Below are 14,078 nucleotides of genomic sequence, written 5' to 3' on the forward strand. Positions count from 1 at the left end.
GACAAAGTCTTTCTTCGTTTTGTTTACACTCTTTTTTTTCGAGGAAAATGAACACCTCACAAACAGCCCAGCTTAACCGCTTGTCACGACTTACGAAGAAAAGCGAACACACACGGATAGAACTTTCATTCATAAGACCCAGCGGACGAGGAGCAAAGCAGTAGCCTACCCTTTACTTCCTGTTAATGCGATTCCTTCAATAATTTGACGCTGAGCAACGACGTAAATGACCAAAACGGGAATGACAGAGATTGTCGTTCCTGCCATAAGAAGTGCCCAATCCGCAGCGTACAGCCCTTTAAAATAATCGAGCAGTAATGGGACGGTGAACAATTCAGGAGAAGACAAAAAGACTAAAGGCTGGATAAAGTTATTGTAAATCTGTATAAACGCAAAGATTCCGAAGGCCGCTAAAGCCGGTCGTACGAGAGGCAGTATAACGTGCCAATAAATCCGTAAAGGGTTTGCACCATCTATAACTGCTGCCTCTTCAACATCGTCTGGAATACCTTTAATGAACTGACGAAGTAGAAAGACACCAAATGCATTAAAAATGGCATTCGGAACAATCACAGACGCATGTGTATTCAGCCAGCCGAGCCATTCCATAATTAAATATAAGGGAATCAGCGTGACCTGCATCGGAACCATCATCGTCGAGAGAAAGAGAATAAAGAGAAACTCCCGACCTGGAAAGCGGATTTTTGCAAACGCATACGCTGCCATTGAAGCCGTAAGTAATTGACTGCCAACGACAATCAGCGCAATATAAAACGAGTTAAAGTAAGCTTTTCCAAATGGCATGGCTTGTAAAGAATTGATGAAATTCTCCCAAATAAATGTTTCTGGAATTAAAGTTGGTGGGACGGCAACAATTTCTTCAAACGTTTTAAACGAGCTAAGCACCATCCAAAGAAACGGCCCAACCATAAATAGTGAAGCGACGATCAAGACAAGATGAAGCAGTAGCTTAGGATAGCTTTTCGCTATTGTTCGTGGATTCGCTCTTGTCTGCTCATGCACTGTTCCTACTTTAGCCTTCATAGTGCACCCACTTTCTCGAGCCGAAGAACTGAATTAGCGTAAAGATGAGAATAAAGGCAAACAAGATGACTGCAGCTGACGCGCTTGCACCAAAATCAAATTTTCGAAAAGCTGAATCGTACACGTGATAGACGAGAGTGTAGCTTGCTTTTCCCGGACCGCCATTCGTCATAACAAATGCCTGGTCAAACACTTGGAAGGACGTAATTACACTCATAATAGCAACGAAGAACGTCGTTGGTGAGAGAAGAGGCAATGTAATTGACCAAAACTTTCGAAATGGAGTAGCCCCGTCCATTTCTGCCGCTTCATAATATGTCTGAGAAATCCCTTTTAGACCTGCTAGAAAAATCACCATATTATAGCCAAGCTGCCACCAAATGCTTAAAATGGCGATGGAAGGAATAACCCACGTCGTACTCGAAATCCAGCGCGGTCCTTCAATACCGAAGTTGGCAAGAAACTGATTAATAATACCGAGATCTGCATTATATATCCACATCCATATGACGGAAATTGAAACAGAGCTCGTAACAACTGGCGCAAAAAAGAAAAACCTGTACAACTCTTTTCCTTTAATATTGTTTAATGCTAAAGCGACGAGTAATGCCAAGATGATGCTAATGGGGATATAAAGGACGGAGTAATAAAACGTATTAATGAGCGCAGTATTAAACGCCGGGTTTTGAAATTGTAGAATAAAGTTTTCAATCCCGATAAACACCGGCGAACCGAATCCATTCCACTGCGTCAGACTCAATCCAAAGGCAAAAAGTAAAGGCAATAAAGAGAAAACAAGTAAACCGATAAGCTGAGGCGCAATAAGGATATAGCCCCACTTTTTTCGTGATTTGTTATTCATAAGGCTCCTCCTCGTATGAGAGTAGTAAGAACTCTTCCAAGACGAATTTCTAATTCCTTATGCTTTAGTGCTTGTTTATGCAACTGTAGGCTTATAATGCTTCTTCTTGTGCATTTTTCATAAATCTCGCCATTTCAGCAGCGTCCCTTAACGTAGCCTCAACACTTCTCTCTTGGATAAACATTAGCTCATAAATATCAGTGAGCTCGACTGTTAAACTCGGGATACGCGCTTCGTCCTCCAACACTTTTCCTTTGTTCAGACCTTCAATCAGGTATTCGGAATGTTCCGGGGGTGATCCTTCGACAATATCTTCCAACGAATTGACAGCAGGAATCGCATTTCCATTATCCGCAAGACGCACTTCCTGTCCTCGTACAGAAGTATAAAAACTCACAAATTTTTTCGTCGCTTCTGGGTGCTTCGTATTTTTGTTCACCCCGACATATGCAATTGAAATCAGAGGCTTCGCTTTCACATCTCCATTCGTCGGCCAAGGAATATAATCAAACTCTAAATTGTCCGCATCGAGAAACATTGGTGTCAGCCAACGCCCGGCACCAAGCATCGCCACTTGCTTTGAAAGGAATAACGCTTCTTGCCCTTGTCCTTGTGGAAGTGACCCGGCAAAAATTGAGTATTCCTCATCAATTAAGTGCCTCATAAACATAAAAGCTTCTTTTGTTTTAGCGTCTTGATCAATCACAACATCGCCTTCATCGTTAAACATTCGCCCACCATTTGACCAGACCCAGTTATAAATACCTGAGGAACCGCCATCTTGTACAAAAGCATATTTACCTGCTCTTTTAAACTCGGCAGCAATATCTTCAAATGTATCCCACGTCCAATCCCCATTGTCATAAAACTCCTGGGGGGTAGGGATGCCAAGCTCTTTAAACAAACCTTTGTTGTAATAAATGAGATTTGGATTTGAATCAGGCGGGATCGCGTAAATCGTATCTCCCTTCTTCGCAGGCCCCCAGACAGAGTCTGGAAAATCTGACTCTTTCACGTAGCTTTCATTACTATCCATAAAGTCACTTAAAGGTAGTAGCGTATCATTGTTCACTAAGAAACCAACTTGACTGTCGCTAATATAAAATGCATCTGGAGCCTGACCGCCTTGTAACCTCGTAATTAACGATTGATCGTATGTGCTTGAAGGTGAAGGTACAAGTGTGACCTCTATTTCTTCTTCAAGATCATTAAATTCATCAATTGCCCTTTGATAAACTTCGAGCTCTGCCGGATTTCCCCATGCAGTAATTGTAATATGCTTCACTTTATCATCAGTATAATTTGAATAATCTGATGATTCGCACCCTGAAATGATGAGACATAACGTAATCACACAACCGAGCCGTATGAGCCAATGACTTGTCGTCACAAAAAGTGCTCCTCTCCGATTGAAATATAAGCGCTTCATTTAAAAATCATAGCACAGGTCCTAAGTTTTTGACAACGCTTACAATATATATGGCTGAAGCAACAAACATATTCTTTTAAACTTAAACATGAAACGCACCACGTCACTCTTCTGCTATTAATATCACCTATACAACTAGCCTGCATGTTGATGAATGCTAGTTGTTGTACTGAAAAGCATTAGGCTTTTCACCGTTATTCACATCGTTTGCTCTTTTTGCTTCCACAATTTCTGATGACAAATTCCGAATAATCTTTAGGTGATCAGGCGGTCTTGACGAATGCCAAAGAACATGATCGCGGCCAGTTGGAAGTGCTCGTCGATGACAAGGAATGCATGTATGTGTGCGACCGAAGATACTTGGATTACGAACGGGTCGACTGCATGACGGATGAGGGCTATTTCTTTATATCTCGCCTGCGGAAAAATGCGGTCGTTCGGTCACTCGAACACTTCAAATTGCCGGACGACTCTGACGTGTTGTCCGATGAAATGGTCGTCATTGGCACCACGCAAAATCGATCGGAAAACACAGACGGAATATTCGGAACATATTTATGCGACGCTAGTGAAAAAAACACGACAAACGAATCCCACGATCTCGTTTGCCGCACTCACCTGTATTACTGTTAGAAATGATTTTGCTTTTGTTCAGATTGACTCATGTCATTTTGAATAAAACCTTTACGTTCCATCTTCCCCCACTCTTTCCGTCTTAATATGGCAGAGAGAATCCCTTCAAAACGCCAAATTAAACTGATTGGACGAAACCAAAAAACTTCGGTAAACGCTATTAAGAACAGGCGGAGAGTATCGGAAACTGAAGGATACGATTTTTGGCTCCACGCTTCAAATACAACAGACATCATAGAAAATACAGAAGCATAAAGTAGAAATAAAAGTGCGAGCAAGGCGGCAAACAAATAATAAACGTCTCCCATTAACAAGGAGATAAGCAAAAACAAATAGCCTCCTAACTCAATAATGGGCCCTAAAAATTCGATTATCCAAAAGTAAGGAAAGGAAATCATCCCCAAATATCCATAACGTGGATTTAATGTCATTCCTCTATGTCTCCATAAACTTTCAGTTAATCCTTGATGCCAACGTCTTCTTTGTTGCCTTAAATCTTTCAATGTTTCTGGTGCTTCCGTCCAACAAATCGGATCTGGAATAAAGACAATTCTTTTCTTCTTCTTCTCTTTCCGTGAAACTCTATGCAATCGTACGACTAACTCCATATCTTCTCCCACAGTTTTTGTCGAATAACCGCCTGCAAAAATAACCCACTTCTTAGAGAATACACTAAAAGCACCGGATATAATTAACATTAAGTTGAAACGACTTAGTGCAATTCTTCCCATTAAGAAAGCTCTCATATATTCCAATACTTGCATTGCAATAAGCGTGTTTGGCGATAAATGACGATTTACAACTTGTCCCAATTCAACACTAAAACCATTGGCAATTCGAACACTCCCACCAGCGGCAATGACCTCATCGTTCGATGAGACGATGGGCTCCATTACACGCAACAAAGACGTACGGTCTAAGAGGGAATCACCATCAATGGAACAAAAATAAGGGTACTTTGAAACATTAATGCCAGCATTTAAAGCATCTGCTTTTCCTCCATTGACTTTCTCAATGAATAATAAGTTGGGGTGTATTTCTGACTGATACACACCTAAAATTGGTTCGCATTTTATTTGAACACGGATGGATTTAGGAACTTCTCTCATTTGAAATAATTCTATCATTGTTTCCTTTGTTCCATCTGTCGACCCATCATCAATGACAATGATTTCGTATTGTGGATACGTTAAAGCTAAAAGAGAGTGTACACTGTTTACAACACCAATTTCTTCATTATATGCGGGGACAAGTACAGATACAGGTTTTGAGTATATGTAAGCTAAGTTTTTATTATCAACGACATATTTATCTAAGTGAACTTCTTTTTTTATACGAAAAATCGCAATGATTAACATTAAACCATACACAAGAATAACGACGATCATATAGAAAAGTATGATGTAAGCAAAAAATTTAAAAAGCGCTGAACTAATCATATACAATGTCATACGAGCGCCTCTCTTCCAAGTACGTCTTTGACCATATGTTTCGCATACTCATCTTCACTCGTCGACATAAATTGTTTCAACCGTTGAATACCGTCACGAGTTTCTTTTAATGATGATGCCGCTTGAGACCTTACTTCCCAAGAAGAATCTTCCAATAGTTCTGTTAACAACTCTAAAGTATGCTCCTCTGAAAGGTGTACAAGTAATTTGGCCGCCATTAATCGTTCAACCCAATTTCCCGAGTGAACAAAAGGTTTATAGCGTTCAACAGAAGAAGGATAACCTATATTGGCAATGGCTTTTAATGACCTTACTCGAATCTCAACATCTTCATCATCTAATAAGCCTTCCAAAAACGAAATATGTTGAAGATAATGTTGAACACCAAGTAAATCGATAAACACATACTGAAAATTTTGTGGTAGATCATTAAATCGTTTTAATAAAGTAGTGATTTGCGCAGTCTGCAACTCTATAAGTAAGTAACGATATTCATGTTCACCTAAGCGAAAGTTTGGATGAAGTAAATAGTGAACAAACCTTTTCTGATCAAACAATGAAATGACCTTATACATTAGTAAATATTGCTCTGGCGTGTATTTGATTTTTCTTTCCAGTGATTGATATACGTCGTTTAAGAGGAATTTCATTTGAAAATCCATTATTTTATGCAAGGCGTTTATATGAACACTCCGCCTACGGCTTCTTAATCGCTTTCGATAATAATCTTCTAAATAGGTATTTGTAAATTGGATAATTCGCTTCGTTACATCCTCACTAGCAATATTGTGCGCATAGCGAGTGAGTACAAGATCTGCAGCATCTCGTTCGAACTCATTATTTGGCAGAAGTGTTGCTGGTACCGATTTTCCTTCAATGAGATATTCATACCATTGACCTTCTCTTTGCAAAATATGCTCATGTAACCGTCTTTTATATCGACTTTCTAAATAATGACGCATGATCAAATAGAGGAGGGTGACTAGCAACATAACAATTAAGATGATAATCGTAATAATAATCCCATATATGATAGGTTCTATTGTAATCGCAACCTTTTTAATACTTTTTTCACTTTAGCTTCAAACAAACGAACGTTAAATGGTTTTTCGATAATTTCATCTACCCCGTTTTCATAAATATAAATAAGATCTTCCTCTGTTTTACGTTTGGACATCATAAAAATAATATATTTTTGATGATTTGGCATCTGCCTCAACTCATGTAAAACTTCAATTCCATTTTTTTAGGTAAAATATCATTCATAATGACAAGATGTTCATGACTCGATCGATACCAATCCGATTGCAAATACTCATACCCATCTTGAAAAGACCGAATCATTAAATTTGCGCCTTGAATGACACAACGTTCTAAGAGGTTTCGTAAAATAGACGAGATCATTGCATCTTCTTCTATAATACTCACTTTTACATCTTGTGCATCTCGTTCTTTAAAAGTTTGAATGTACTCTGTTTGACAAGGTTCTAACATCATTGAGTTCTTTAGAGCACTTTCTCCTCCAGTTAATATCTCATCTAATTCATATTGATGACTTGCGATTTCTGCAACACCCGTAGCAAGACCATAGAGCGGGTCTGAATCTTCATTTATCCCTAAAGTATCAAGTTGTTGGACAATCCTCTTTAAAAAGAAACTTGCCTCTTTTTCTCCTGAATTTGTCAATAAAACGAGCCACTGATTTTCTTCTGGAAAATCAAAAACTAAATCAGATTCCCTCATTTGCTCTACTAAAAAACCACTAAACTGTTTAGCTATGTCTTGTTCAGTAATAGCATTCAGTTCTACTTGTTCATAAATTTTACTACTCGGGTGAATTGCTAAAAAAACAAATGAAAATGTCGCTTTAGACCGAACATTATTTGCTAATTGAAGTTTAAAAATTGTGTTTAATAGAGAAACGTCAAGCATCTGATTTTCTTTACTATTTTTTATAAAAGCAATCGATGTGTGTTGCATCTACGTCACCAACTTTCGTTATACACGTCTATACGTCCAACAATTCCTAATGTAACAAATATATGAAATGGAGCAAGGACTCAACACCAACTGCTTGAGGCTCTTCTATTTGCAATCAAAAGTCTTCAATATACTCATGTACATAGTCTACTAAATCAACTTCTGTCATAATGTAATGTAACCCATTATCTTTTTCTAATGCAGCAAATAGTTCTTCCTCGTAGGCTTCTTGCATTGAGATCAATGTGAAAGGAATGTCATGTTGGGCTGATAATTCCTTCAACTTCTGAATTTGTTGTTCATCAGATGTACTCATTGAATAGACAAAAATTAAGTGTGCAACACCATTCGCTTGAGCAAAGGATTGAAACTCTTCTTCAACTAATTTTGGCCCAATGATAATGTTACGATCATAAGGGATTGTTGAGCCATTTGCTAATGTAAAGTTAAAAGCCTCACCATGATCCATGGAACCGTATAAAATGCCTGTTGCTATTTTTTCTAATTTGTTCATCATCCCCTCATCGTTCACAACAAAATACGTTAGTTGCTGCTGCTCTTTTGTATTGGCAATAATACTGTACAATTCATTGACTGAGGGGGTATTGACGTTAATAAATTGTTCAATTCCTTTTGAAGCAAGCACTTGTTTATCATGTGCAGTTGGTGAATAGCCAATGATCGCTTTTTGGCCAATTTGCCGATAAGCACCACTTTCAAGCTCTAAATCAGATAGACTCCCTAATGTTTTATCCCAACTTAAATAAGCTTCAAGCATTTCCATCGGTGTTGGTGTAATAAAATCATGAACATATACTTTATGTTCGACACTTTTAATATAGTTTGCTACTTTTTTAATTTCATTAATGGTGACTTCCTCACTGATTGGCATTGAAGTAAATTTTATATTCAATTCTTCTGTCTGTGCCTTCTCTTTTTCAAGCCAATCACTTCTAGAGGGTGCCATTAAAGAAATCGATTCTTTTACTTGAGAACGTTTTACTCTTGTAAACCACTCTTCATCTGTCGGAAATGGCCCGACAATCGCTGAATGCTCGGGTAACTGATAAACGTTACCTCTTTCCATATAACCTGGTAATAAAAACTTCAATTCGTATTGGTCTCCGACGACTTCTCCAACAGCCTGTTTCACGATATCTACACGATGCTTCCCTAAATAACAATGGACATAATACCTTTTGTCTTCATTTTCCTCTACCAATTTTTTTATTTGTTCAATTGAGTGGGTATTATCCCCTACCCATGGCAGCATGGGAAAAGAGTGAACCGGCATACCGGCTTTTTCTCCACTTGTTTTTTCCTTTTCTAATAAAGGGTTCTCTATTGGTACAAGTGGGCTAAGTAAAGTAATGACTCCGTCGTATCCTTCTTCTTTTAATCTCTCAAAATCGTCGCCTTCGGGGTAAGGGCCAAACGTAATCCGTTCCCCTTCTTCCACTTCTCCTTGTGACGCTTGGACAATAGCCGTACCAGTGTTTAAGAAATAATACATTGCAAAAGCGCAAAGAAATACTGTCGCACCAGCAAGTGCCCAAGCTGTTTTCCACTTTCTTTTTTTGACAATGAAAAAATAATAGACAAAAGAAGCAATAAAACCGAAGACAACCCAACCTATCACATAATATTTCATCACATTGTCGATTCTAAATTGAGACCAATTTTGATTCTCATAGGTTTGCTCAATGGGTACAACAACATATAAAAGGAAAAAGATACCGCCTCCGACACCTAGTGTACTTAAAAAGGTAAACCATAAGAAGAATTTTAAAAAAGAGTAGTTTTTTTGTTGATTATCCAATTTGTTCATCCTTTTTTTCTTTTACAATTGTGTCAATAATTTCATTCATCATCGGTACATATGTCCACCAATAGAATTGGTTATATCCATTCGCAAAAAACTTCAAAACATCGTTTAAACCAGCCCATTTGGTCAATGCTTTATTTGGATAATCTGCATAATCTCCCGCAAAATAGTACGTATTTTCATGTTCTTGATAAACAATGGCAGGAAAAGTCGAGGGAATACTGTTCTCTTTCAGTAAAGCTTTACCTTTCTCAGATATATTCAAGGAGTAATTTGCTAATATGGCACTACCTTCATTAGGCTGAACAATGTCAAACCAATACATATAGTAAGAATCCTCTGCTTTTGGAAATTTTTCTTGGCCTTTTTCATTGAATTCAAATGTTACTTTTCCGTCGTGTTCTTTATCATTCAACACAACGACCCGATCGGATGTATGCACAAAAGCAATCCCTTCTCCCGCAAACGTCCAATTATCATCATATTGCTTTTCATAATTTGCTATCAACCAAGGTGGCACTTCATCGCTACTTAAATCAATAAAATAACGCCCAGTCCACCCATTCCATTGAACACCTAAGTTTTTTTGCATAATGTCACTCGTTACTTCTTCAGTAGGCGTAGCAAATGAATTGAATTCTGCAATTAAAGTGGTATTCTCCGCTTTATGCCCAATGATCATATTCCACTCCGTTAAATCCACACCGCCATAAATATAACTTGAACGCTGTCCGTCAGGTTTTTCTTCTAAATCATTTTGATACACACCATATGTATCGGTTATGTAAATCAAGTCTAGATTGGATTCAGGAAGTTTATGAGATTCTTCTTGGTCGTATGGGTCATAGCCAAAGTAATCACGGCCTAAGTCATAATTTTGTCCTCTGAAAGAACCACTGTCGTGGATAATTTTTTTGTTTTCTAGAATCATAAACAGTCCATTATGTTCACGATAATCTGTTTTTGGAACAGTTTTATCAACGACAAATATATCTAAGGGGGTCTCTTCTTTAACCATCCATATGATTCTTGGTAAAAAGATAATAAACAGAATAGCGAATATTACAAATAAGCGCTTCACATCATTCACTCCTGAACGTTCAATAAACCTAATGTTTTTTTAACAAAATTATTTAAATTAATAAAAATTTTAGTGTTCATTGACTAGATCTCTTAATAAAATAAAGAATAATGATAACAACCTAATGTCATGACTATTATAACACAAGGTGAGTCTTTTGACTTATATTTAGTTGAATCAATTGAGTTAATTAATGTTAACATTCCGGTATGACAACTTCTTTTTCAGTGGAAAAATATTGGTTGCATCAATCGGTCGCGTTCCCAAACAAAACCGATTCGCAAGTAATGATATTATTACTTCCTTATTTAGTTCTCGAGTTCCAATTTGGTGATTTAAAAAACTGCCCCCATTGGTCAACATGTCTAACCAACAGGGATGGACTGTTCGGATGTGATAGTATGTTAGCCTTGGTTTATGAATTTGGTGGTTTATCTGGTAAAAGAACAAGACCAAGGGCATGATGGTCAGTTTCATAAAATGATTTTTGGACGAAACGAGGTTCCCCCCGTCCATCAAGTACTTGAATTTTTGTAAACGTCCGATTCACTTGCAAAGCATCATACAGCTCTTGAGCATTGCCAACGGAAAGACCATTGACTTTTTGAATCAATTCTCCAGTTTTAATTCCCATTGCTGCCGCTGGGCTATTCGGAAGGATTGCAAGTACGACGACACCTTCTGTTCGCATACTAAAATAAGGTGCGAGTTCACGATCTTTCCGTGCTTCATAAAAAGATATGAAAAGACGACCTCCCACCACCGCAACCGCACAAAGCCAAAAAAACGGGAAGTAGAATTGAGCAAGGCCAGCAAGCAAGACGACGAATCCAGTGAGCAAACCAAGCTTTCTCAAAGACTGAGCCACACCAGTACGAGCGGCTTTTCCTTGATATTGCTGTTTAAAAGCGACTGGGAAAGGAAAGAAAACGAATGTTACATACCCTTCAGGCAACCATGGCGCAGCAAAGCTTGGCCAAAGATTGGTCGCCATCACCCCTCCCTCAGATACCGGAACAATGATCAATAGCGGTACGAGCCACAACACATTCACAGACTGCCGCCCTATCCATTGACCTCTTTTACTCATATGTACCGACGGTGTCACCTTCAAATATCGCTTCCATAAAAGCAGCATACACTCAGCCACCAAAACGAATGCCAGAATCAATGTTAACCCTAAGATCGTTGATCGTGTTGACAACGGTTCAACCCAGGAAACAACCGCAGGAGGAAGAAAATCAGCATATAATGGAAAAGTCCCTAGGAGCAGTAATAGCGCTCCAAGCCATATCCCACCGGAAATAAATTGTAACGAGCCAGTTAAAGCCAAGACAGCTCCTATACCAGTAATCACCCAGAGCAAATCAACAGGAAGATGTGCAGGAAAAATATATAACACAACACTTAAACCTAGACCGACAAGAAAAGCTGGCCAAACGAGCTGAATAAGTTCAGATACGTGATCTTGTATTCTCGTGTGAAACATTTTTCTCTCTCGATGAATACGACGCCATCCGTTTACTATAGCAGCCACGATTAAGATATAAACGAGTGGCTGCATAAAAAAGCGTCCTATAGCTTGCAGCAATTGTATAATGATTTCCAACTATGTTGGCCTCCCCTCTCTGCAACATTATTCGTTTCGTTTTCAACGTTGTTTATCATCATGCTGCCAAAAACATCGTTTGAGAAAAAAGAGGAGCTGTCATTGGTCAGCTCCTCATCCCTGGATCTTTTCTTTTAGGAAGCCGCTTGCTCTGCAACAGTGTCAATGGCTTTTTGTAATTGCTGATCATCTTCTTGAGAGTTAATATGCTCGATGAGCTCTCCTTGAAGAACGTCGCCCGTTTCCTTCGTTAATTGACCAGTTACTTCGAGTCCATTCGCTTCTTGAAATGAGCTCAAAGCCTTTTCTGTTTCACTCGAAAAATACCCATCGGTTCGACCAGGGTTAAAACCAAGTCCTTTAAGCATCAGCTGTGCACTCTCCACATTAGGCCCTGTCGTGTCTGGGGCAATTGGCTCATCAATGGCAAGCGGGTATGTGTAGTAATAATCTGGCTGTTGCTTTGGAATCGTAGGCTCTACCCCTTTTTCATGAATCCAATTGCCATTTGGTGTGAGCCATTTTAGAAAACTAATTTTGAGACTGCTACCGTCATCAAGTGGGATGACCTGCTGGACCGTCCCTTTTCCGAAGGAGGTTTCTCCAACAACATCATATCCACCGTTTTCTTTTAAAGAAGCCGCGAGAATTTCTGACGCTGAAGCACTTCCACGGTCAATCACACCGACGATAGGGTATGGCTTTTTCGCTTCATTCTCTGTAAAAATGGGTGTTTTGTTACCTTCTCCATCCTCCTGCTGTAAGAACGGTTCATCATTTGGAAACAGTTCATTAGCAATATCCTCTACACTATTTAAATAGCCTCCTGGGTTTCCCCTGACATCAATGACGAGCCCATCAATACCTTTTGCTTCAAGCTCCTCCAACTGATTAGTAAAATCAGCAGCAGTCTCTTCAGAGAAAGATGTCATTTCAATAATCCCAATGGTCTGTCCGTCTACCTCTTCTACGCTTGAATAAACCGTCTCCAACGGTATTGTATCTCTCGTCACTTCAACTTCCACTGGCTCAGAGGAAGTTCCGCGTAACACTTCAAGTGTAACGACCGTACCTTTTTCGCCCCGAATTTTATTCATTGCTTCATGTGTTGTATAGCCATCTAAAGATTCTCCGTCAGCCGAAAGGATCTTATCATTTGGACGAAGACCTTCTTTCTCAGCAGGCGAACCTTTGAGAGGAGATATGATCACAATCTTGCCGTCACGCTTACTTATTTCTGCACCAATGCCTTCAAATGAGGATTCCAGGGATTGCATTAATTGCTCAGAAGCTTCGGCATTCATATATGTTGTAAACTCATCGTCGAGAGAGCCTACCATCCCTTGGATGGCCCCATCCATTAGCGCTTCTTGGGAGACATCTTCTAAATAGACAGATTGAATGGCGTTATAGATCTGTTTTAATTTATCAAATTGCTCTGTCTGTTCTTTCGCTTTTTTTTCATTTCCAGGCAGTAAGGACTCCGATTTCATCACAAGCTCTTTATACGCCTCAGACTGCTCCTGTAAAGTATCATTCATCGCAAAATACGTGCCACCAGCACCTAGAAAAAGACAAAGTACCATTAGAGCAACAGCGGCGGTTGTTTTGATCTTCATGATCAACCTCCTTTTCAAATCATAACGACATTCACTTGTTCATCTCACGCTCTTCATAAGAACAATATTGTAAATTCACAGTAAATCAATCATATCAAATTATAGGTATACAAGAAAGTTATTAAAAATGATTGTAACAATAAATTTCTGCTAATGATTTGAATACAGTAAAAGCCTGTCGATTGATCTTCTCAAGAGAAGAATCGACAGGCCTCATTAAATATTATTTTACATAGAATTGTAAAATACGATCAATCATTACAGCTGTTTCAGCTCGTGTAGCTTCGTCAAGTGGCTTTAATTGGTTTTCGTTACCTTGAACTAAGCCTGTTTTCTCTAGCTGACTTATGCCGTCTTTCGCATAGCTCGCAATGGAGGAGACGTCCTCATAGCCCTCTAGCGTATTTTTTGCGGCATTCGCCGGTAGTTTATCTAATGCTGTTAATGCGCGAGCCGTCATTGTGAATAAGTCTTGACGAGCGATGTGCGCATTCGGGTTAAAGCGGTTGTCGCCCGTTCCTTGAACGATACCTAGATCTTTAGCA

The 14,078-nt window shown here is 39.0% G+C and carries 12 protein-coding genes and 1 pseudogene; 1 reads left to right on the top strand and 12 read right to left on the bottom strand.

The window, feature by feature from the left end:
* Positions 1–165 precede the first annotated feature (165 nt).
* The 3 genes from G4V62_RS10420 to G4V62_RS10430 all read right to left on the bottom strand — a co-directional run bounded on the left by G4V62_RS10420 (position 166) and on the right by G4V62_RS10430 (position 3,296).
* A complete protein-coding gene (locus G4V62_RS10420) occupies positions 166–1,044 on the bottom strand; it encodes a carbohydrate ABC transporter permease (RefSeq protein WP_165201931.1) in 879 nt (292 codons plus the stop codon).
* The gene (locus G4V62_RS10425) at positions 1,034–1,906 is read right to left on the bottom strand and encodes a carbohydrate ABC transporter permease (protein WP_165201933.1); all 873 of its coding nucleotides are present in this window, start codon (positions 1,904–1,906) and stop codon (positions 1,034–1,036) included. Before G4V62_RS10425 ends, G4V62_RS10420 begins: the two co-directional genes overlap by 11 nt.
* A gap of 91 nt (positions 1,907–1,997) precedes the next feature.
* Positions 1,998–3,296 carry an ABC transporter substrate-binding protein gene (locus G4V62_RS10430; RefSeq protein WP_165201935.1) on the bottom strand — a complete coding sequence of 433 codons (1,299 nt, stop codon included), beginning with the start codon at positions 3,294–3,296 and terminating at the stop codon, positions 1,998–2,000.
* Between the two features lie 291 nt (positions 3,297–3,587).
* Here G4V62_RS10430 and G4V62_RS10435 point away from each other — a divergent pair.
* Positions 3,588–3,866 (top strand): annotated as a pseudogene (locus G4V62_RS10435) (transposase); the annotation flags it as partial.
* A gap of 98 nt (positions 3,867–3,964) precedes the next feature.
* Here G4V62_RS10435 and G4V62_RS10440 read toward each other — a convergent pair.
* From G4V62_RS10440 to G4V62_RS10480, 9 genes are all read right to left on the bottom strand, one after another.
* Positions 3,965–5,419, bottom strand: a complete 1,455-nt coding sequence (locus G4V62_RS10440) for a glycosyltransferase family 2 protein (RefSeq protein WP_246218379.1) — start codon at positions 5,417–5,419, stop codon at positions 3,965–3,967.
* Positions 5,416–6,330 carry a HEAT repeat domain-containing protein gene (locus G4V62_RS10445; protein ID WP_165201937.1) on the bottom strand — a complete coding sequence of 305 codons (915 nt, stop codon included), beginning with the start codon at positions 6,328–6,330 and terminating at the stop codon, positions 5,416–5,418. Before G4V62_RS10445 ends, G4V62_RS10440 begins: the two co-directional genes overlap by 4 nt.
* A gap of 128 nt (positions 6,331–6,458) precedes the next feature.
* The gene (locus G4V62_RS10450; protein WP_165201940.1) at positions 6,459–6,629 is read right to left on the bottom strand and encodes a response regulator transcription factor; all 171 of its coding nucleotides are present in this window, start codon (positions 6,627–6,629) and stop codon (positions 6,459–6,461) included.
* A 5-nt stretch (positions 6,630–6,634) separates the two neighbouring features.
* Entirely contained in the window at positions 6,635–7,399 is a 765-nt protein-coding gene (locus tag G4V62_RS10455) for a nucleotidyl cyclase domain-containing protein (RefSeq protein WP_165201942.1), read from the bottom strand.
* Positions 7,400–7,514: 115 nt separating this feature from the next.
* The gene (locus G4V62_RS10460; protein ID WP_165201944.1) at positions 7,515–9,218 is read right to left on the bottom strand and encodes a protein-tyrosine phosphatase family protein; all 1,704 of its coding nucleotides are present in this window, start codon (positions 9,216–9,218) and stop codon (positions 7,515–7,517) included.
* Positions 9,211–10,305: a hypothetical protein gene (locus tag G4V62_RS10465; RefSeq protein WP_165201946.1), complete on the bottom strand. Its 1,095-nt coding sequence runs from the start codon at positions 10,303–10,305 to the stop codon at positions 9,211–9,213. Before G4V62_RS10465 ends, G4V62_RS10460 begins: the two co-directional genes overlap by 8 nt.
* Before the next feature lie 415 nt (positions 10,306–10,720).
* A complete protein-coding gene (locus G4V62_RS10470) occupies positions 10,721–11,914 on the bottom strand; it encodes a PDZ domain-containing protein (RefSeq protein ID WP_165201947.1) in 1,194 nt (397 codons plus the stop codon).
* A 134-nt stretch (positions 11,915–12,048) separates the two neighbouring features.
* Positions 12,049–13,533, bottom strand: a complete 1,485-nt coding sequence (locus tag G4V62_RS10475; protein ID WP_165201949.1) for a S41 family peptidase — start codon at positions 13,531–13,533, stop codon at positions 12,049–12,051.
* 223 nt (positions 13,534–13,756) lie between these two features.
* On the bottom strand, positions 13,757–14,078 hold a 322-nt coding region (locus G4V62_RS10480), incomplete at its 5' end, for an S-layer homology domain-containing protein (protein ID WP_165201951.1).

Source organism: Litoribacterium kuwaitense, from assembly GCF_011058155.1.
Taxonomy (GTDB): Bacteria; Bacillota; Bacilli; order Bacillales; family DSM-28697; genus Litoribacterium; species Litoribacterium kuwaitense.